The following is a 20,143-nucleotide window of genomic DNA, read 5'->3' as shown; positions in this document are numbered from 1 at the left end:
CAAACTCCAATTCTATTTTTGAGAGGATAAATTAAACCAATAATTACAACTAGGTATGAGCCGTTTAAATAAAATATTGATTCCCTTTGATTTTTCTGAAGCATCCCTGAATGCTTTGGAATATGCGACCAATTTTGTGGGAACAGAACGTTCCATAAATATTTTGGGTCTTTATGTGGGCACTATGCCCCTTAATGAATCTGATAATGATAATTTAAGAAGTAAATTTTTAAAATTGTTTGATTCGTTCAATGTGAAACTAAAAGTATCTCCAGAGTTTATAACGGAAACAGGTGAGGTAATCAGTACTATTCTTTCCACTCAGGAAAAGAGTGGGTCGGATGTAATTATGATGGGAACTATGGGCGATAGAATAACAGATGAAGCTATCACAAACACTTCAAAACTTGTATTGAAGGCAAATTGTCCGGTGCTATCTATACCCTACGGAACCGAGATTAAAGAGCCCAAGGAAATAGCCTTGGTGATGGGAGGAAAAAAAATTGATGATAAAGCAGTTTTGGCTACTCTTTTGGACATTGCCAGAACATTTAATGCCAAGGTGCACGTGCTTACCATATATAAAGAGTCTATTTTTGATGAAGAAGCAGTTAAAGAATCCAATGAAAACCTATTGAAATATTATTTAGAGCATTTTTATGCGGAACACTCATTTAGTAAAAATGAGGATGTTGAACAGGGGATTTTGGATTATATCACTGAAAAAAAGATAGATATGTTAACCATATTGCCACGAAACCATACGGAAAGGAGTACACCGTCGGAAGGTCGTTTGACAAAACTGTTGACCTTGCATTCCGAGATACCGGTATTAGCTTTGGACTAACCTTGATTTTTGAGCATGCTGCCACTGCTGATTATTTTAGGTGTTACAATTTTATTGTTTGTCTGGGGGAAGTTTCCTCCCGATGTAGTGGCTTTAATGGCCATGCTCTCTCTTTTTCTCACTGGTATTTTGGATCTTAGTGAGACTTTGACCGGGTTTAGCAATCCAACGGTAATCATGATCGCGGCTCTCTTTATTATTGGCGAGGGACTTTCCAGGACCGGATGGACGGCCATGGCGGGACAGTTTTTTGTGAAGTGGGCGAGAAAGAACATTTCGCGCTTATTGGTAATTGTAACCCTAGGTTCCAGTATATTGTCCGGTTTGGTGAGCAACACCGGTACTGTAGCGGCATTGCTTCCTGTTACCGTATCAGCGGCATGGAATGCGGGTACACTGCCCTCTAAACTCTTGATTCCCGTGGCATTTGGATCCAATACGGGCGGGTTGCTTACGTTGACCGGGACACCACCCAATATTATTGTGAGCAATGCCTTGGTCGAAAATGGATTTATAGGTTTTTCGTTCTTTGAATTTGGATTGATAGGTGTGCCGCTCTTGATTATTTCCGTGCTATACTTTAGATATATCGGTTATAAATTGTTGCCCAACCATAGAACCAACAACAAGCCGATGGCCATTGATCAAGAAATGCACAAATGGATCGAGAACTACAGTATCGGAGATAACCTTTACCGTCTGCGGATCAGGTCTATGTCCCAACTGATCAATACCAAAATAGGAGATTGGAATTTTGAGAGTGAACACAAAATATCCATAATGCGCCTTAAGCGAAGACATCCGAACAAGCTCCATAGGATACCACAGTTTGTGGAAATGCCGGGATTGGATACCGAAATGCGGTATCACGATATAATCACGGTAAAAGGGGAGCCGGAAGAAGTGGATAAGTTCGTGCTCAAGTTTCATTTGGGGGTTCTGGCACTGAAACCTGAAAAAGACATGCTCAAAAAAGAGCTGATCAATCAAGAGGTGGGCATGGCCGAGATGATCATTACGCCAAAGTCTATTTTTGTTGGCAAGACCATTAATTTGGGTCATTATCTCCGCCAAGCCGGAGTACAACTTTTAGCCGTGTCCCGGGATAATGTCCCCTTGACAGGTAAGATAAAGATCAAAGCGGGCGATGCTTTCGTAATTCGTGGACAGTGGGAAAACATAATTTCACTAAAATCCATGTACGAGAACTTGGTGATATCGGGAAGTCCAGAGGCACTGGCAAAAAATGTAGATCAGTTGACCACAAGAAGTTATATTGCCATGGGAACCTTGGTTTTGATGATTTTGCTCTTGGTATTCAAGATATTGCCCGGGGCAATTGCGGCACTGGTTTGTGCTGGAATCATGATGTTGACGGGTTGTGTGCCCATCTCCAAGGCGTATAAGGGCATTAGTTGGACGAGCGTGGTAATGATCGCAGCCATGATTCCCATGGGACTGGCATTGCAAAAAACAGGTGTGGCACAATTAGCGGCCAATAGCTTGGTAAATTCACTGGGGAGCATTCATCCCGTAGCGTTATTGGCAGGTATATTTCTATTGACAGCGGCCTTTAGCCAAACCATCAACAATTCGGCCACTGCGGTTTTGATGGCACCCATAGCGGTTATGGCATCCATAACTCTGGGGGTTTCACCAAAACCTTTTATGATAGCCGTGGCCATAAGTGCCTCGACCGCATTTTTAACTCCGGTAGGGACCACCACCAACGCCATGGTGATGGCAGCAGGCGGATACAAATTTACAGATTACCTTAGGGTGGGAGGACCATTGCTCCTACTTTTCTTTATAGCAACAATAATATTGGTTCCGTGGATATGGAGCTTTTAATCATTTAAAAACAACAGTTATGAGCACAACCAAAGACCTTAGCAAATATGGGTTGAAGAATGTCCAAGCACATTGGAACCTTGATGGAGAAACATTGCAGAAGTTGACCCTTGACAAAGGTATGGGGGTCGAAACTGAGAACGGAACCCTTTGTGTAAATACGGGAAAATTTACCGGACGATCCCCAAAAGACCGTTTATTGGTAAAAGATGAGTATACAAAGGACAAAGTATGGTGGGGAAGGATAAACAAACCCATCTCCCCTGAAAATTTTGACAAGCTTTATGATGAAGTTGCCAATTACCTTAGTGGAAAAGAGGTTTTTGTGCGGGATGCGGCCGTTTGTGCAGACCCAAAATATAAAATGAATGTGAGGACTGTTACGGAATACCCTTGGTCCAATTACTTTGTAAAAAATATGTTTTTACGTTTGGATGAAAACGAGCTAAAAGACTTTGAAGAAGAATGGTTGGTACTTTGTGCCCCAGGCTATGAGACACCAAACCCCTCTGATGTTGGAATTTTAAGTGGAAATTTTTCCATCTTGAATTTCACAAAAAAAATTGCATTGGTAGCTGGTTCGGCATACACAGGGGAAATTAAGAAAGGTATCTTTTCTGCCCTTAACCTTATCCTTCCGACTGAAAAGGAAGTGCTTCCAATGCACTGCTCCGCCAATGTAGGCGAAGATGGGGATACAGCCATATTCTTTGGGCTGTCCGGTACGGGGAAAACTACCCTGTCCGCAGATCCCAACCGTAAACTTATCGGGGACGATGAGCATGGTTGGACCAAGGAAAACACCATTTTCAATTTTGAAGGTGGATGCTATGCCAAAGTGATCGATCTGACCGAAGAGAAGGAGCCGGATATTTTTAGGGCCATTCGTCCGGGGGCACTTTTAGAAAACGTTGTTTTTAAGGAAGGCACCAAGGAAGTAGACTTTTTTGATAGTAGCATTACACAGAACACAAGGGTAAGTTATCCCATTGAGCATATCGATAATATTCAGGTTCCATCCTATGCATCAAACCCTAAAAATATCTTTTTCTTAACTTGTGATGCCTTTGGAGTGTTGCCCCCGTTGTCCAAGTTGACACCTGGTCAAGCCGCATATCACTTTATTTCTGGATATACGGCAAAAGTAGCAGGTACCGAGGCGGGCATTACTGAACCGGTCCCATCGTTTTCCGCATGTTTTGGAGAACCGTTTATGCCATTGCACCCAACCGTTTATGCTGAAATGTTGAGCAATAAAATGAAGGAAGCAGGGGTCAATGTATGGTTGGTCAACACGGGTTGGAGCGGAGGCCCTTATGGAGTAGGGTCTAGAATAAAGCTAAAATATACTAGGGCTATGATATCTGCCATTCTTGAAGATAAATTGGATGATGTGGAGTTCGATATACACCCAATTTTTGGTTTATTTATGCCAAAATATTGTCCAGGGGTGCCAATAGAAATTTTGGATCCCATGAATACTTGGCTGCAAAAAGGTGCCTATGTGAGCAAGGCCATTCAGTTGGCCCACTCGTTCCATATTAACTTTGATAAGTTTTCGAGTCAAGCATCAGAAGATATCATGAATGGGGGACCTCTTATTGATTCGCACCATAGTTTGACCGATCATATATAAGTTTAATCATAGTGAACGATAAAAATAGATTTAATATAGAAAGTTTGGGCGCGCCCCAGTTTAAGTCGCCCCTGAAACTAAGCACGGTAAAGGGAGACCATATATTCAATTTTGTAAGTGAGTCGAATAAGTTGGTTTTTAACCTCTCCATGGAGCACTACAATCATTGTTTGAAAACTGGGGAGCAACCCCTTTGCCTAGAGAAGGCAGGCCCTCGACAACAAATCTTTTTTGATACCGCAAACACTACTGCGGCCATAGTTACCTGTGGAGGTCTTTGTCCCGGTATAAACAATGTGATTCGTGGATTGGTAATGGCGCTGCATTATTTTTATGGGGTAAAAAAAATAGTTGGGATACCTTATGGATATGAAGGGCTCAACCCGGAAAAAGGACATGAATTGATTGAGTTGACCCCGGACAAGGTTAAAGATATACATCAATTTGGAGGAACTTTTTTAGGCTCATCAAGAGGTGCACAGGATGTATCCATAATGGTAGACACGCTAGAGAAAAATAAAATAGATATGTTGTTCGCCATCGGTGGAGATGGTACCCTAAAAGGGGTTAATGCCATCGGTGAAGAAATATCCAAAAGGAATGCCAAAATAAGCGTTGTGGGAATACCCAAGACAATAGACAACGATATTGATTTGATCGATGAGTCTTTTGGATTTGAAACTGCTTTTGATGTGGCCAGTTCAATCTTACGTGATGCCCATAATGAAGCTACCGGGGCTTACAATGGTATTTCCATAATTAAACTAATGGGTAGGGATAGTGGTTTTATTGCTGCATCTGCGGCTTTGGCCATGCCCGTGGTCAACTTTGTGCTGATTCCGGAAATGGATTTTACCATGAAAGGCGAGGATGGTTTTCTCGAGGTTTTGGGAAAACGCTTGCAAAAGAAAAAACACGCTGTTATTGTGGTTGCCGAAGGAGCGGGACAACAACTGTTCCAGGACAACGAAGTTGTTAAGGATGCCTCCGGAAATATCCAACATAAGGATATTGGAATTTTCCTAAAGGAAAAAATCACGGAACACTTTGAGGAAAAAAGTCCTGTAACCATTAAATACATTGACCCTAGTTATATTATTAGGTGTGCTCCTGCAAACTCCAGTGATAGTGTGTATTGTAGCAGGTTGGCCTATCATGCGGTTCATGGGGCCATGGCGGGCAAGACCAAGTTTGTGGCCAGTAGAGTGAACAATAGCTATGTTTATGCACCAATTTCCGATGTGACCAAAAAAAGAAAAAAAATAGATTTGGAAGGAGAGTTTTGGTTCTCGGTACTTCAAAGTACAGGTCAGCCATTCTTCTTGGGATAACAATGAGGTTTTAACTGACATTTGTCATTAAATTTTATTTCTAGTAGTTATAGATTTGAATTAAATCAAAACAAAAATCATGGAAGTACAAGTTCAATATCAAAAAATGATGACTAGTGAAGCATTGACCGAGTTGTTAATGAAAAAAATGGAAGGGTTGGAAAAAAAGTATAGCTGGTTGATTAAGGCCAATGTACTTTTTAAAACCGAGAATGATAGAACTGGAGAGGGTAAAATTTGTGAAATTGAATTGAGTGCGCCAGGTCCTAGAATTTTTGCCAAATCTGATACTGATGATTTTGAAAAATCCATGTCTGAGACGATAGAGGATTTGAGTAGGCAACTCGAGAAAAGACAGGCTACATTTTCTACACATTAAAAGACCACGAACCATACTGTGCATCAATCATTAAAACCCATTGTGATGAAATCAAAAGTAATACTCATAAGCATGATACTCCTAATGGGGTGTTCCACAACGAGATTGGTAAGTACCTGGAAGAACCCCGATATAGTGTTGTTTGATGCGTATCAAGTACTAGTGGTAGGCATGATACAAGATGATAATGCACGTATGGAGTATGAAACCAGGTTTGTTGATGCCCTCAAGAGACAGGGTGTTGATGCTGTGCGCAGTATGGATCTCTTTGATGTGGAATTTACAAGCTCGGAACGATCCGAAGCGGAATTGGAAGAAGTGGAACAGCAATTATTGGACAAAGGATTTGATGCTATTTTGTTCACCAAAGTGGTTGGTACGGAAAATCGAAGAACATTTAAGAATCATATCAATGATGTGGATAGTATGTTCATGAGGTTCACCAACGATTATTTAGAGCATCAAGAGATTTACTACGATCCCGAATACTATGATACTTTCAATATATATCATTCGGAGACTTCACTCTATTGCATATGTGTTGGTAAGGAAATAGAATTGATCTGGAGGGGCGAAGTGGATGTAACGGAACCCGAGGATGTAAATAAGACTATAGATTCTTATATTGAGCTAGTCACAAAATCAATGAAAGAACAAGATGTGATATTTAAATAGAACGTTTCAGTGCCTATAACACTCCAACAAAGTCCAATGCAATGAGAACAGGAATGGCTATCAATATCACAATCAATATAAATACCAAGACCCGTAAGAAAGCAATCATGAGCTTATCTCCAATGCTAATTTCATCCTCCATAATAGTGTAATTTCTATCAAGTTACGGAATTATTTATGCATTTTATATAAAAACAGGCCCATTAATCGATTAATGGGCCTGTTTTTGGTTTATACTGTAAATCAATTAATTGGAATTTTTCTTTTTTGGACTAAGGAGTTTTCCCAGCGCTTCCAAAGAAATGCCTTTGGTCTCCGGCATCATAAATATTACCCACAATAACTGAAGCACCATCATTACCCCAAAGAATATAAAGATAGGCCACGGGTTGTCTTTGAAAATTCCAATTTCAGCATCTAAAAAAGTAGGAGTTAGCAAGGTGATAAGGGCAGCAAACACCCAGTGGGTACCTGTACCCCACGATTGTCCGTATGAACGAACTTTGTTCGGAAATATTTCTGAGATGAATACCCAGATTACAGCGCCTTGGCCAATCGCGTGCGAGGCAATAAAAATTAAAATAAAGATGAGTAAAAGTAGAGAGCTGGCACCGGAGTAGAAACACCAACCTACCATGGACAAACTTATAATATAGCCAATGGAACCTATGTACATAAGTTGTTTTCTTCCCAACTTGTCTATCAAAGAAATTCCAATAAAGGTGAATATCAAATTTATTACTCCTATAGATATTGAACTAAATAAGGATTCACTAGAGGCAAGACCTGCGCGTTCCAAGATTTCAGGAGCATAATAAAGAACAAAATTGATTCCTGATAACTGATTGAAAAATGCTATTAGAAATGCCAATGTCAAAGGCTTGTTATATTTTCCTGAAAATAAACTTTCTTTTTGCTCATCGGCGGACTCTAGTAAGGATACCCTGATTTGTTCCAAATGTATAGCAGCATTGTCCTTTGCAATACCAAGTAATGTAATGGACTCAATAATTACGGTATCGGCCCGGTTTTTCATCAATAACCAACGTGGGCTGTACGGTATTTTGAGGACCATAAAGGTGTAAATTAACGCAGGAAGCCCCTCGATTCCCAACATCCAACGCCATGCGATGCCATCATCAAAAAATATCCCGATAAGATAATTGGATACAAAAGCGATCAAAATACCGAAAACAATATTGAATTGGTACATAGCCGTTAACCTACCCCTTGTCTGGGCGGTAGAAATTTCGGAAATATAAACTGGAGCAGCTACCGAAGAAGCTCCTACACCAATACCTCCTATAAATCTAAAAAATGAAAAACTATAGGCTTCCGGTGCCAAGGCAGCTCCAACAGCAGAAATAAAATAAAGAATACCTATCCAGAACAAGGTTTTCTTTCTGCCTAATCTATCGGTGGGAATACCTCCAAAAAGCGAACCCAATACGGTTCCCCATAGGGCCATGGACATTATAAAAATACCATGGAATGTAAAAATAGAGTCGCCCAAAAACCAATTGGTGCCCCATATTTCTTTGATGGGCTGGTTGGCGCCAGAGATCACAACAGTATCAAACCCAAATAAAAAGCCTGCCAAGGCCGCAGTTAATGAGATTCTTAAAATCCGCTTATCCATACAAGGTAAATTTTGCTATAGTTAACTATATTATAAATAATCTTGTGAAATACGCTTCATAATCAAACCTGCAGCACCTTTATTGGAATTGATATAATTTGAATTTATATCGCCAATACTTCTGGTGGAAGCAGGGTTGTTTATAAAACCTTTCATTAGCTTACCAAAGCTCTTTTTATTAGATATAGGGATAATTCCTCCAATTGATACCAGATCTTCTGCTTCTTTGAACCCATCATATTGTGGCCCAATGATAATGGGTATTCCAAAAACAGCTGGTTCCATAGTGTTGTGTAGCCCTGTTGCAAAGCCGCCGCCCACATAAGCGATATCGGCATAACTGTATATTTTGGTCAATAAACCAATGGTGTCGATTACTAGTACGTCAAATTCTTCTAACACTTGATCTTTTAACTCCGAATAACATACGGTTGGTTTTTTTAGGCCCGAAGTTATTTTTTCCACATGACCGGGCTTTATTTCGTGGGGAGCAATAACAAACTTGAGCTTCTCGCTGGTGGAGTTGATGTAATCTATCAGAATTTCTTCGTCCTCTGGCCAAGTGCTGCCTGCAACCAAACACAGCTGGTCGTTTTTAAAACGATCCATAAAAGCTAACTGGTTGTTTCTGTTCAAAATCTCGGAAACACGATCTAATCGAGTGTCTCCACTAATACTAGTATTTGTAATACCGATAGATTCCAATAGTTTTTTGGATTTTTTATCCTGAACAAAGAAATAATCAAATTTGCGTAAGTTATTGCGCATAAATCCACCGTAGGATTTAAAATAAATCTGTCTTTTGGAAAAAATAGCAGATACCAAAATAGTCGGCACCTTTCTTTTTTTGAGATGGTGAAGGTAGTTGGGCCACACCTCATACTTTATAAAAATGGCCAGTTCAGGGTCTACGAGATTTAAAAATCGTTTTACTTTGGAGTTGCTGTCCATAGGTAGGTAAACCACAACGTCAGCGGCAGATGTATTTTTTTTCACTTCATAGCCAGAAGGGGAAAAAAATGTAAGGACCAGTTTGTGTTCAGGATACTTCGTTCGCAATAGTTCAAGAATTGGGAGGCCCTGTTCAAACTCCCCCAAAGAAGCAACGTGCATCCAAATGGTTTTGTCCGTCGGAGTAAGTTGTTCTTCCAAAATGGAAAAAGCTCGCTTTCGACCTTGGACGAACAACTTGATCTTGCCATTGAAAAGAGCAATCACTTTTAACACAAACCAAGCAGTGTTTATCAAAATGTTGTAAAGAAAACGCAAGGGTATCATTTTTCGCTAAAATACATTCTTTCGGTCAGAGCGCATTATGGCATCTTAATTTCTTAATTTTGAACTATTAATTTATTCGGATGAAAAAAATACAGATGGTTGACCTAAAAGGTCAATATGAAGGTATAAAAACCGAGGTAAACGAAGCCATTTCGGAAATCTTGGACACTTCAGCATTTATAAATGGCCCACATGTACATGCTTTTCAAAATGAACTGGAAGAATATTTGGATGTAAAACACGTCATCCCATGTGCTAACGGAACCGATGCGCTACAAATATGTATGATGGGCTTTGGGCTTCAGCCTGGTGATGAGGTAATTACGGCCGACTTCACTTTTGCCGCAACAGTGGAAGTAATCGGGCTATTAAACTTGACCCCAGTTTTGGTGGATGTGGAACCTGACACTTTCAACATTGATGTTACAGCGATAGAAAAGGCAATAACACCTAAAACAAAAGCGATAGTGCCCGTCCATTTATTTGGTCAATGTGCCAATATGGATGAGATCATGTCTTTGGCCGATAAACATAATCTGTATGTGATTGAGGATAATGCACAAGCCATTGGGGGGTCCTATTATTCCAAGGATGGTAAAAAACAGAAAGCAGGTACGATTGGTCATGTTGGTGCAACATCGTTTTTCCCATCCAAAAACTTAGGTTGTTATGGAGATGGAGGAGCTATTTTTACCAATGATGATGATTTGGCCCACACCATTCGAGGAATTGTAAACCATGGTATGTACAAAAGATATTATCATGATGTGGTCGGAGTCAATTCACGTTTGGATTCCATCCAGGCTGCTGTTTTAAGGGCGAAATTACCCAAATTGGATTTTTATAATCAAAAGCGTTGGGAAGCTGCTTCTAAATATTCACAAGCGTTTAAAGACCAAGAACATATCCTAGTCCCGAAAATATCCTGTGATTTTGATACGCATGAAAATGCCTTCGACTGTCATGTGTTCCATCAGTATACATTGAGAATATTAAACGGTAAACGAGATGGTCTTGTACAACATTTAAACAATAACGGCGTTCCATCTGGGGTGTATTATCCAGTTCCGTTGCATAGGCAGAAAGCCTATGCGGATGAACGTTACAACGAAGATGATTTTCCAGTCACCAATTTATTGGTGAAAGAAGTAATATCACTTCCCATGCACACTGAACTGGATGATGAGCAAATTGAATTTATCACACATTTGGTTATTGACTTTGTAAATAAGTAAAATGAAGATTTTAGTAACAGGAGGTCTGGGATTTATAGGTTCCCATACGGTTGTTGAATTGCAGAACGAAGGTTTTGAAGTAGTGGTTGTGGATAATCTTTCCAATTCTTCCATTGATGTTTTGGATGGGATTAAGGCTATAACGGATAAACTACCAATTTTTGAGGAATTCGACCTTAGGGAGAAACCAAAGGTTGAAGCATTTTTCAGAAAACATCAGGATATTGCCGGGGTAATCCATTTTGCGGCATCCAAAGCTGTTGGGGAAAGTGTGAAAGAGCCACTTTTGTATTACGAGAACAATCTTGGGGTATTGGTTTATATACTTCAAGAGTTAAAAAAGAAAGGTGGTTCCAACTTTATTTTCAGTAGTTCGTGCACAGTTTATGGCCAAGCCGATAAAATGCCGATTACCGAGAGCGCACCGATAAAACCTGCCGAATCCCCTTACGGAAACACTAAACAGGTGGGTGAGGAGATTATAAAGGACACTTGTAAGGTCAATCAGAATTTAAATGCGATTTCCTTGCGATACTTTAACCCTATTGGGGCCCACCCATCAGGGAAAATTGGGGAGCTTCCCATTGGTGTTCCGCAAAACCTTGTGCCATTTATAACCCAAACAGGCATTGGTCTGCGCGAACAACTTTCTGTTTTTGGGGATGATTATCCAACCGAGGATGGTACCTGTATCCGGGACTATATCCATGTGGTGGATCTGGCCAAAGCGCACGTTGCTGCACTGCAACGTCTTTTGGAAGGGAAGAATGAAAGCAACTATGAGGTATTTAATTTAGGAACAGGAAAAGGAAGTTCCGTACTGGAAGTCATCCAAAGTTTTGAGCGTGTTTCTGGAGAAAAATTGAATTATAAAATTGTGGATAGAAGACATGGTGATGTTGTCCAAGCGTATGCCGATACAACAAAGGCCAACGAAGTTCTGGGCTGGAATGCCAAATGTACTTTGGATGATGCTATGAAATCTGCTTGGGAATGGGAGAAAAAAGTAAGAAGTTAAAAAGGATAAAAAGAATATATTTAGATATTAGTCATAGAGCCTGGTCTTAGCCAGGCTTTTTTTTTGTTGACCATAGCACTACAATGAATAAGGTAGATATCGTTATTTTTGTAGAATACTAACTAATATCCCATACTAATGAAAAAATTGCTTACCCTAACAGTTATTCTGTTTGCAGTAAATGTATTTGCCCAGGATACTTATTTACAATGTGGTCGTATTATTGATGTTGATAATGGAACAGTTTTGACTGAAAAAACCATTGTTGTCTCCGGATCACATATTAAATCAGTTTTGGACGGATATAAGAAAGGCGGCTCCAAAGATGTGGTTGTCGATTTAAAGAACAAGACGGTCATGCCTGGCTTTATCGATCTGCATGTTCATATCGAGTCTGAGTCAAATCCAGCAGCCTATATTCAAAAATTCACCTTAAATGAGGCGGATGTGGCCTTTAACTCTACTGTTAATGCAAAGAAAACATTAATGGCCGGAATCACTACAGTGCGTGACCTTGGAGGAAGCGGTGTGAACATTTCCTTAAGGAACGCCATAAACAAAGGGCTTGTTGAAGGGCCAAGGATTTTTACGGCCGGAAAGGCAATTGGTACTACGGGCGGTCATGCCGACCCAACAAATGGTATGAAGAAGGCGTTAATGGGTAATCCGGGGCCAAAAGAAGGGGTGGTAAACTCTATAGAAGATGCCAGAAAAGCAGTAAGACAGCGTTACAAAGATGGTGCGGATGTTATTAAAATTACCGCTACCGGAGGTGTGTTGAGTGTGGCCAAAAGTGGGCAGAATCCACAATTTACGTTGGAAGAGATAAAAAGTATCACTTCGACAGCAAAGGACTATAATTTTTTGACTGCAGCCCATGCCCATGGTGATGAAGGTATGCGAAGAGCTATTTTGGGTGGAATAAAAACCATAGAACACGGTACGCTTATGAGTGATGAAACGATGGATTTGATGATTGAGCACAATACGTATTTGGTTCCTACCATTACGGCTGGAAAGCAAGCTGCTGAAAATGGTGCCAAGCCTGGTTACTATCCAGAGGTTGTCGCTCAAAAGGCCAGAGAGATCGGTCCACAGATTCAGTCAATGTTTGCACGTGCATATAAAAAAGGAGTGCCAATTGCATTTGGTACGGATGCCGGTGTATACCCTCATGGAGAAAATGCACGGGAATTCGTGTATATGGTAGAAGCAGGTATGCCGGTGCTTGAAGCTATAAAGGCAGCCACGATTACCAATGCGGCTCTATTGGGAATGGATGATTTAGGTCAATTAAAAAAAGATTATTTGGCGGACATTATTGCGGTAGAAGGGAATCCTGAGAAGGATGTTGAATCCTTGAAGAATGTTTCTTTTGTTATGAAAGAAGGTGCAATCTTTAAAAACCAATAATTTTTAATTTATTTCTTCTTAAGTAATAGGATATGCAATCCAACTTTGATACCAGTTTGGAATTGTTGGAAATCGTTAGGCAAAAGCAACTCTATCCAAAATTATTGAAACAGATTAAAAAGGATTTTGATTTGGCCAATGTGCCTATCTCTATTTCTGAGGACATATACCCAGAAGAATTGAAGAGTACCATCCACGAGAAGATTTATTACTTGATAATGGAAAAGTTCCAAGACTATCTCAATCTTTTATATGTTGTGGATATTTCAGAAAAAGAAGTTAAAAAGATACCTCCGTCCGATGTCCTTGAAATTTCGGCGGAGGTATCTTTCTTATTGTTAAAACGAGAATGGCAAAAAGTATGGTTCAAGGCTAAATATAGTAGCTGACCATTATCTATCAGGACTGGATTGTCCGAACTTCATAATTTTTATATTTAGCTTATATAGTTTGTCAATACTAGGAAAAATGGACGCACTTATTGCTTAAGTGTAATAACCATTACATTTTGCAGGCAGTAAAGGTAAAAAGGTGGCAAGCCCATTGCTATGGAAATCGATATCGAACTTCTAAGATAATAAGGAGCACTTAAAATCATCCAAGAAAAGGTATTAATCTTTTTTTCTAGGGTATTATTTAATTGGTATGATATTGTCTCAAGTTTAAATTATTTTTAGTTTCCGCTGTTAATTTGAGTTAAAAATTTCATTTTTATCGCTTTACTCTTCATTCTACAGCATAGTTTTTATTTCGGATAAGAAATTGAGGAAAACGTAAGCATATAAAAGGTAAAACTCGTATTTTTGACAAAATTTTCCATAAAGTTTTGGAGAAACAGAAAGAATGGACAAATATTCATTTTTAAATGCTGCGCATACTTCGTTTTTTGCGGAGCAGTACGAAAAGTATTTAACGAATCCCGATAATGTAGAGCCCAGTTGGAGGGCTTTTTTTCAAGGATTTGATTTTGGTTTGGAAGGTTCCCTAGAAGATATGGGAATCGAATCGGACAAGGGTGGAACGGTGGTGCTTTCCAATGGGAAGAAAGTGGAAATGCCTGAAACGCTTCAAAAGGAATTTCAGGTTATCCGTCTAATTGATGGGTATCGTTCCAGAGGTCACTTGTTTACCGAAACAAACCCGGTGAGGGAAAGACGAAGATACGAACCCACTTTGGAGCTTGCCAATTTTGGCATGTCGGAAAAAGACTTGGATACAGTTTTCGATGCAGGTAAAATACTTGGTATCGGTCCGGCACCATTAAAGGAGATTATTCGTTATCTGGAGAGTATTTATTGCGATTCAATAGGTGTGGAATACATGTATATCCGTACACCTGAACGTATTAAATGGATTCAAGATTGGCTCAGTGTAAATGACAACCGCCCGAATTTTACCGCTGAAGAGAAAAAGAATATCCTCCGAAAATTGAACGAAGCGGTTTCTTTTGAAAGTTTTCTGCATACCAAATATGTTGGACAAAAACGATTCTCTTTGGAAGGAGGGGAGTCACTTATTCCTGCTTTGGATGTAATCATTGAAAAAGCAGCGGACAAAGGAGTTAAGCAATTTGTTGTGGGTATGGCCCATAGAGGGCGTTTAAATGTATTGACCAATATCTTTGGCAAATCACCTAAGGATATTTTCAGTGAATTTGATGGAAAAGATTACGAAGAAACCATTTTTGATGGTGATGTAAAATATCACTTGGGTTGGACCTCAAAACGTGAAACGGATTCTGGGAAAATGGTCAATATGAACATTGCTCCGAACCCATCACACTTGGAAACCGTAAACTCCATAGTGGAGGGGATTTCAAGAGCTAAACAAGATCGTGACCACAGTGATGAAATATCCGAAGTATTACCGATTTTGATTCATGGGGATGCCGCTTTTGCTGCTCAAGGAATTGTATACGAAACAATTCAAATGGCCCGTTTAGATGGCTATTCAACAGGAGGTACCATTCATATTGTGGTGAACAACCAAATTGGTTTTACCACAAATTATTTGGATGCAAGATCGTCTACTTATTGTACTGATGTAGGCAAAGTGACCTTGTCTCCGGTACTTCATATAAATGCGGATGATGCCGAGGCCGTGGTGCATGCAACCACCTTCGCACTTGAATATAGAATGCGGTACAAGCGCGATATTTTCTTGGATTTATTAGGTTATAGAAAGTACGGTCATAACGAAGGGGATGAACCTAAGTTTACACAACCGCTTTTATATAAATCGATTTCAAAACATAAGAACCCAAGGGATATTTATGCCGAAAAATTGATTGCCGAGGGAATAATCGATGAGAACTATGTAAAAGAACTCGAGGAAAATTATAAAAAGGAACTAGAGGAAGATCTTCTGGATTCCCGAAAAATAGAAAAAACTAGGATAACCCCTTTCATGAAAGATGAATGGGAAGGTTTTGAACAAGTTACCGAAGAGGTGATGTTAAAACCTATGGATACCACTTATGATCTTACTAAGTTAGATCAAGTTGCCAAGAGTATTACGGTGCTTTCTGAGAATAAAAAATTCCTGAGAAAGCTTGTAAGATTGGTGGATGGTCGCCATAAAATGTATTTTGAGGACAACAAGCTAGATTGGGCCATGGGAGAACTCTTAGCCTATGGATCTTTAATTGAAGAGGGGTATGATGTCCGTATGACAGGACAAGATGTGGAAAGGGGAACTTTTTCGCACAGGCATGCTGTCATCAAAACGGAAATGCATGAAGAAGAGGTAGTGTTATTAAATGAAATGGGAGATAACCAAAATGGTAAATTCCATATCTATAACTCGCTTCTTTCTGAATATGCCGTAATGGGATTTGATTATGGGTATGCCATGGCGAGTCCTAAAACGCTTACCATTTGGGAAGCGCAATTTGGAGACTTTAGTAATGGAGCCCAGATAATTATAGATCAATACCTGTCTTCTGCAGAGGATAAATGGAAGATGCAGAATGGATTGGTGTTATTGTTGCCTCATGGTTATGAAGGACAGGGTGCTGAACACTCATCGGCTCGTATGGAAAGATATTTACAACTTTGTGCCAAGGACAATATGTTCGTTGCAGATGTGACTACTCCAGCAAACTTGTTTCATTTGTTTCGTAGACAAATGAAGGCCAATTTCCGTAAGCCGTTAGTTGTATTTACCCCTAAGAGCTTGTTGAGGCATCCGAAAGTGCATTCCACGAAAGAGGAAATGGCCAACGGCGGCTTCCAAATGGTAATAGATGATGCCGAAGCAAAAGCCTCCAAAGTAAAAACATTGGTATTCTGTACCGGGAAGTTCTATTATGACCTTTTGGAGAAAAAAGAAGATTTAAAAAGAGATGATGTAGCATTGGTGCGAGTGGAGCAATTGTTCCCAGTGCCAGCAAAAGAGATGCGAAACATTATCAAAAAATACAAAAACGCCGACGATATTGTGTGGGCTCAGGAGGAACCTAGGAATATGGGGGCATGGAGCCACATGTTGATGCATTTGGATGAGGCCAAGGAGTTTAGGGTGGCATCCCGTAGATTTTACGGTGCACCGGCAGCGGGTAGTTCCGTGCGTTCAAAAAGACGACATACTCAAGTGTTGGACTACGTTTTTGACAAGAGTAAGGACAATATGTTAATAAGATAATTCAAGCATAAACTATAACAAGATGGTTTTAGAAATGAAAGTCCCCTCACCAGGGGAATCCATTACAGAGGTAGAAATCGCCGAGTGGTTGGTCGAGGATGGTGACTATGTGGAGAAGGACCAGGCCATAGCTGAGGTGGATTCGGACAAAGCAACATTGGAGCTTCCAGCAGAGGAAAGCGGAATTATTACCTTAAAAGCTGAAGTAGGGGATGCTGTGGCTGTAGGAGAGGTAGTTTGCCTCATCGATACCAGTGCGGAAAAGCCTGAAGGCTCATCCGGTAGTTCGGATAAAAAGGAAGAAAGCAAGAAGGAAGAACCTAAAAAAGAAGCGCCAAAGAAAGAGGCGCCTAAAAAGGAAACCTATGCCTCTGGAGCACCATCTCCAGCCGCCAAAAAAATATTGGATGAGAAAGGAATTTCTGCATCATCCGTTTCAGGATCAGGGAGAGATGGGCGCATCACCAAAGATGATGCTGTGAAAGCAGTTCCATCTATGGGGACTCCTACAGGGGGTAACCGTGGTGAGAGTCGTTCCAAACTGTCCATGTTGCGTAGAAAAGTTGCCGAAAGATTGGTTTCTGCAAAGAACGAAACAGCGATGTTGACCACTTTCAATGAAGTGGATATGTCAGCAATTTTTGAACTTCGGAAACAATATAAAGAAGAATTCAAGAGTAAACATGGCGTAAGTCTAGGCTTTATGTCCTTCTTTACCAAGGCAGTCATCAGGGCATTGGAAATGTATCCATCCGTAAACTCCATGATTGATGGTAAGGAAATGATCACCTATGAATTTTGTGATATCAGTATTGCGGTTTCCGGTCCAAAAGGATTGATGGTTCCTGTAATCAGAAATGCCGAAAACCTGACTTTCAGAGGCGTCGAATCAGAGGTAAAACGTTTGGCTATACGAGCAAGAGAGGGAGAGATAACCGTAGATGAAATGACTGGAGGTACCTTTACCATAACAAACGGGGGTGTGTTTGGTTCTATGTTGTCAACCCCAATTATCAATCCACCACAAAGTGCAATTTTAGGTATGCACAATATTGTGGAACGTGCCATTGTTAGGGATGGAGCTATTGCCATTGCACCGGTAATGTACGTAGCGCTATCTTATGATCACAGAATTATTGACGGAAAGGAATCCGTTGGGTTCTTGGTTGCAATAAAAGAAGCATTGGAAAGTCCTGAAGAATTGTTGATGGATGGCAACGTGAAAAAAGCGTTGGAACTATAAAATAATGCAGCCTCCATTTTGGATTGGAGATCAGAAAATAAGTGCCTTTACTTTTTTAAGTAAAGGCATTTTTTATTGTAATCAATGATTGCCTTTCCTTTTTCGAGCACATCTGCACCTATTATTCCGTCCACGGGTGTAGCGTTATGATTGATCAATGCTTGGTTTACATGGGTAAGGTCAAAAAGCACTATTTTAAGTTTCTTTTTTTTCCAATCCCCGATCTGAATCTTGTTTTTATTGGAAATCAATGTTTCCATTTCGGTAGCACCTGCACCTGCAGCTTTAATCTCAGTTGCTTCGGACACCATTTCAAAAAAAGCTATTTTATCAAACCCAACACAAGTATTCGAAGCACCTGTATCCAAAATAAATTTACCCGATACCCCATTGATCTGGGCCACTATTTCAAAATGGTTGGTTTCAGTAAATACCAAAGGTATTTTAATATAGTCTTTGGATTTTAGAAATTTTTTAAGTGATGCCATTTGGGAAAGACCCTTATTGGGATTTTGAGGTGTTAAACAAAAACAAAGTTTTGGGACATCTAAGATAAACCTATTTTTGTGTTATGACTTATTTAGATTTTAAAAAGGTTGCTGTCTTCATTTTTTGTGTAATTATAGCAATATCCTGTGGTCAAAAAAACATGGAAATTGACAAAGTGAAAATTGCTGAAAATTATATCGGCGCATTGAATGTATCAGATTACAATCAAGTGACCGGGCTGTTTTTGGATAGTATTCGGTTCAACGAAGTGAATTATATAAGAACCTTTACAAAGGAAGAGTATCATTCATTATTTCAATGGGATTCCATATTTGCCCCCCACTATGAAATTTTGGAAATAAAAGAAGTGAGTGGAGATTTACATTTAAAGGTCTCCAAGGAATGTGAACGAATTCGATTTTTACAGAATAGGCCATTCATCACCAAAGAGATCATGAAATTTAAGGATGGAGCCATTTATAGTATTGATATTGTTGAATATATTGGTTTTAATGATTCAATATGGGTCAGGAATAGAGAAAAATTAGTGTCATGGATAGAAGAAAATCAACCCGAATTAAACGGGTTTATATATGACCAAACCAAAACAGGAGCGTTAAAATTCCAAAAAGCGATAGAGTTGTACGAGGGAAGAGACGATTCAATGAATATAGATTTAAAAATCAAGAAAAAAATATGATCATAACCGATACGCACACCCATTTATATAGTGAAGCTTTTGATGAGGACAGAGCTGAAATGGTGCAGCGTGCCCTTGATGCGGGAGTAGAGCGCTTTTTTATCCCTGCTATTGATTCCACCTATACCCAATCCATGTTGGATTTGGAGTCGGACTATCCTGAGAATGTTTTTTTAATGATGGGTCTGCATCCTACCCATGTTAAGGAAAACTATAAAGATGAGTTGGCCCATGTGGAAGAATGGTTGTCAAAGAAAAAATTTTACGCCGTTGGTGAAATTGGTGTCGACCTTTATTGGGACAAAACCTTTTTGAAGGAACAACAAGAAGCCTTTGCTTATCAAATTCAACTGGCTAAAAAATACCAATTGCCCATAGTGATTCATTGTCGTGATGCCTTTGATGAGGTGTTCGAGGTTTTGGAGCAGGAAAAGGGCGAGGGTCTTTTTGGAATTTTTCATTGTTTTACGGGAAATTTGGAACAAGCCCATCGAGCTTTGTCATATAACATGAAGCTGGGCATTGGGGGAGTAGCTACTTTTAAGAATGGGAAAATTGATAAATTTTTGAATGAAATTGATTTGAAACACATAGTGTTAGAAACCGATGCACCCTATTTGTCTCCGACACCTTATCGTGGAAAACGGAATGAAAGCTCGTATATAATAAAGGTGTTGGAAAAACTCTCGTCTATATATAGTATGTCCGAAGAGGAAATTGCGTCCATTACTACGGAAAATTCAAGGGAAATATTTGGCATCTGATAT

The 20,143-nt window shown here is 39.8% G+C and carries 18 protein-coding genes; 14 read left to right on the top strand and 4 right to left on the bottom strand.

Features of this window, described 5'->3' with window-relative positions:
• Positions 1-55: 55 nt before the first annotated feature.
• The 6 genes from MWU56_RS09090 to MWU56_RS09065 all read left to right on the top strand — a co-directional run bounded on the left by MWU56_RS09090 (position 56) and on the right by MWU56_RS09065 (position 6,719).
• A complete protein-coding gene (locus MWU56_RS09090) occupies positions 56-847 on the top strand; it encodes a universal stress protein (RefSeq protein ID WP_247043871.1) in 792 nt (263 codons plus the stop codon).
• A gap of 15 nt (positions 848-862) precedes the next feature.
• Positions 863-2,698 carry an SLC13 family permease gene (locus tag MWU56_RS09085; RefSeq protein ID WP_247043870.1) on the top strand — a complete coding sequence of 612 codons (1,836 nt, stop codon included), beginning with the start codon at positions 863-865 and terminating at the stop codon, positions 2,696-2,698.
• A 19-nt stretch (positions 2,699-2,717) separates the two neighbouring features.
• Positions 2,718-4,334 carry a phosphoenolpyruvate carboxykinase (ATP) gene (gene pckA, locus MWU56_RS09080; RefSeq protein ID WP_247043869.1) on the top strand — a complete coding sequence of 539 codons (1,617 nt, stop codon included), beginning with the start codon at positions 2,718-2,720 and terminating at the stop codon, positions 4,332-4,334.
• An 11-nt stretch (positions 4,335-4,345) separates the two neighbouring features.
• Positions 4,346-5,665, top strand: a complete 1,320-nt coding sequence (locus MWU56_RS09075) for an ATP-dependent 6-phosphofructokinase (protein WP_247043868.1) — start codon at positions 4,346-4,348, stop codon at positions 5,663-5,665.
• Positions 5,666-5,744: 79 nt separating this feature from the next.
• Positions 5,745-6,044, top strand: a complete 300-nt coding sequence (locus MWU56_RS09070) for an HPF/RaiA family ribosome-associated protein (protein ID WP_247043867.1) — start codon at positions 5,745-5,747, stop codon at positions 6,042-6,044.
• 45 nt (positions 6,045-6,089) lie between these two features.
• Positions 6,090-6,719 carry a hypothetical protein gene (locus tag MWU56_RS09065; RefSeq protein ID WP_247043866.1) on the top strand — a complete coding sequence of 210 codons (630 nt, stop codon included), beginning with the start codon at positions 6,090-6,092 and terminating at the stop codon, positions 6,717-6,719.
• A gap of 13 nt (positions 6,720-6,732) precedes the next feature.
• Here the strand turns inward: MWU56_RS09065 and MWU56_RS16555 are convergent, their stop codons facing one another.
• From MWU56_RS16555 to MWU56_RS09055, 3 genes are all read right to left on the bottom strand, one after another.
• The gene (locus MWU56_RS16555; RefSeq protein ID WP_262917814.1) at positions 6,733-6,861 is read right to left on the bottom strand and encodes a hypothetical protein; all 129 of its coding nucleotides are present in this window, start codon (positions 6,859-6,861) and stop codon (positions 6,733-6,735) included.
• A 105-nt stretch (positions 6,862-6,966) separates the two neighbouring features.
• A complete protein-coding gene (locus tag MWU56_RS09060; RefSeq protein ID WP_247043865.1) occupies positions 6,967-8,358 on the bottom strand; it encodes a sugar porter family MFS transporter in 1,392 nt (463 codons plus the stop codon).
• Between the two features lie 30 nt (positions 8,359-8,388).
• On the bottom strand, positions 8,389-9,585 hold the full coding sequence (locus MWU56_RS09055) for a 3-deoxy-D-manno-octulosonic acid transferase (protein WP_317236529.1): 1,197 nt from the start codon (positions 9,583-9,585) through the stop codon (positions 8,389-8,391).
• A gap of 131 nt (positions 9,586-9,716) precedes the next feature.
• Here MWU56_RS09055 and MWU56_RS09050 point away from each other — a divergent pair, with 131 nt between their 5' ends.
• The 6 genes from MWU56_RS09050 to odhB all read left to right on the top strand — a co-directional run bounded on the left by MWU56_RS09050 (position 9,717) and on the right by odhB (position 18,187).
• Positions 9,717-10,871: a DegT/DnrJ/EryC1/StrS family aminotransferase gene (locus MWU56_RS09050; RefSeq protein ID WP_247043862.1), complete on the top strand. Its 1,155-nt coding sequence runs from the start codon at positions 9,717-9,719 to the stop codon at positions 10,869-10,871.
• A gap of 1 nt (position 10,872) precedes the next feature.
• The gene (gene galE, locus MWU56_RS09045; RefSeq protein WP_247043860.1) at positions 10,873-11,889 is read left to right on the top strand and encodes a UDP-glucose 4-epimerase GalE; all 1,017 of its coding nucleotides are present in this window, start codon (positions 10,873-10,875) and stop codon (positions 11,887-11,889) included.
• A gap of 138 nt (positions 11,890-12,027) precedes the next feature.
• On the top strand, positions 12,028-13,302 hold the full coding sequence (locus MWU56_RS09040; RefSeq protein WP_247043859.1) for a metal-dependent hydrolase family protein: 1,275 nt from the start codon (positions 12,028-12,030) through the stop codon (positions 13,300-13,302).
• Between the two features lie 32 nt (positions 13,303-13,334).
• Positions 13,335-13,691: a hypothetical protein gene (locus MWU56_RS09035; protein WP_247043858.1), complete on the top strand. Its 357-nt coding sequence runs from the start codon at positions 13,335-13,337 to the stop codon at positions 13,689-13,691.
• 454 nt (positions 13,692-14,145) lie between these two features.
• On the top strand, positions 14,146-16,944 hold the full coding sequence (locus MWU56_RS09030; protein ID WP_247043857.1) for a 2-oxoglutarate dehydrogenase E1 component: 2,799 nt from the start codon (positions 14,146-14,148) through the stop codon (positions 16,942-16,944).
• A 22-nt stretch (positions 16,945-16,966) separates the two neighbouring features.
• Complete coding sequence (odhB, locus tag MWU56_RS09025) at positions 16,967-18,187, top strand: 2-oxoglutarate dehydrogenase complex dihydrolipoyllysine-residue succinyltransferase (protein ID WP_247043856.1); 1,221 nt, start codon at positions 16,967-16,969, stop codon at positions 18,185-18,187.
• 47 nt (positions 18,188-18,234) lie between these two features.
• Here odhB and MWU56_RS09020 read toward each other — a convergent pair whose 3' ends face one another.
• Positions 18,235-18,675: a TIGR02281 family clan AA aspartic protease gene (locus MWU56_RS09020; protein WP_247043854.1), complete on the bottom strand. Its 441-nt coding sequence runs from the start codon at positions 18,673-18,675 to the stop codon at positions 18,235-18,237.
• A gap of 161 nt (positions 18,676-18,836) precedes the next feature.
• On the opposite strand from MWU56_RS09020, the gene MWU56_RS09015 reads away from it, so the two are divergent.
• Positions 18,837-19,376: a hypothetical protein gene (locus tag MWU56_RS09015; RefSeq protein ID WP_247043852.1), complete on the top strand. Its 540-nt coding sequence runs from the start codon at positions 18,837-18,839 to the stop codon at positions 19,374-19,376.
• Positions 19,373-20,140: a TatD family hydrolase gene (locus MWU56_RS09010; RefSeq protein ID WP_247043850.1), complete on the top strand. Its 768-nt coding sequence runs from the start codon at positions 19,373-19,375 to the stop codon at positions 20,138-20,140. The genes MWU56_RS09015 and MWU56_RS09010 overlap by 4 nt, the downstream gene beginning before the upstream one ends.
• Positions 20,141-20,143: the final 3 nt, after the last annotated feature.

Source organism: Allomuricauda sp. F6463D (assembly GCF_023015965.1).
In the GTDB taxonomy this organism is placed as follows: Bacteria; Bacteroidota; Bacteroidia; order Flavobacteriales; family Flavobacteriaceae; genus Flagellimonas.
This window is presented reverse-complemented; position numbering and strand designations above follow the sequence as displayed.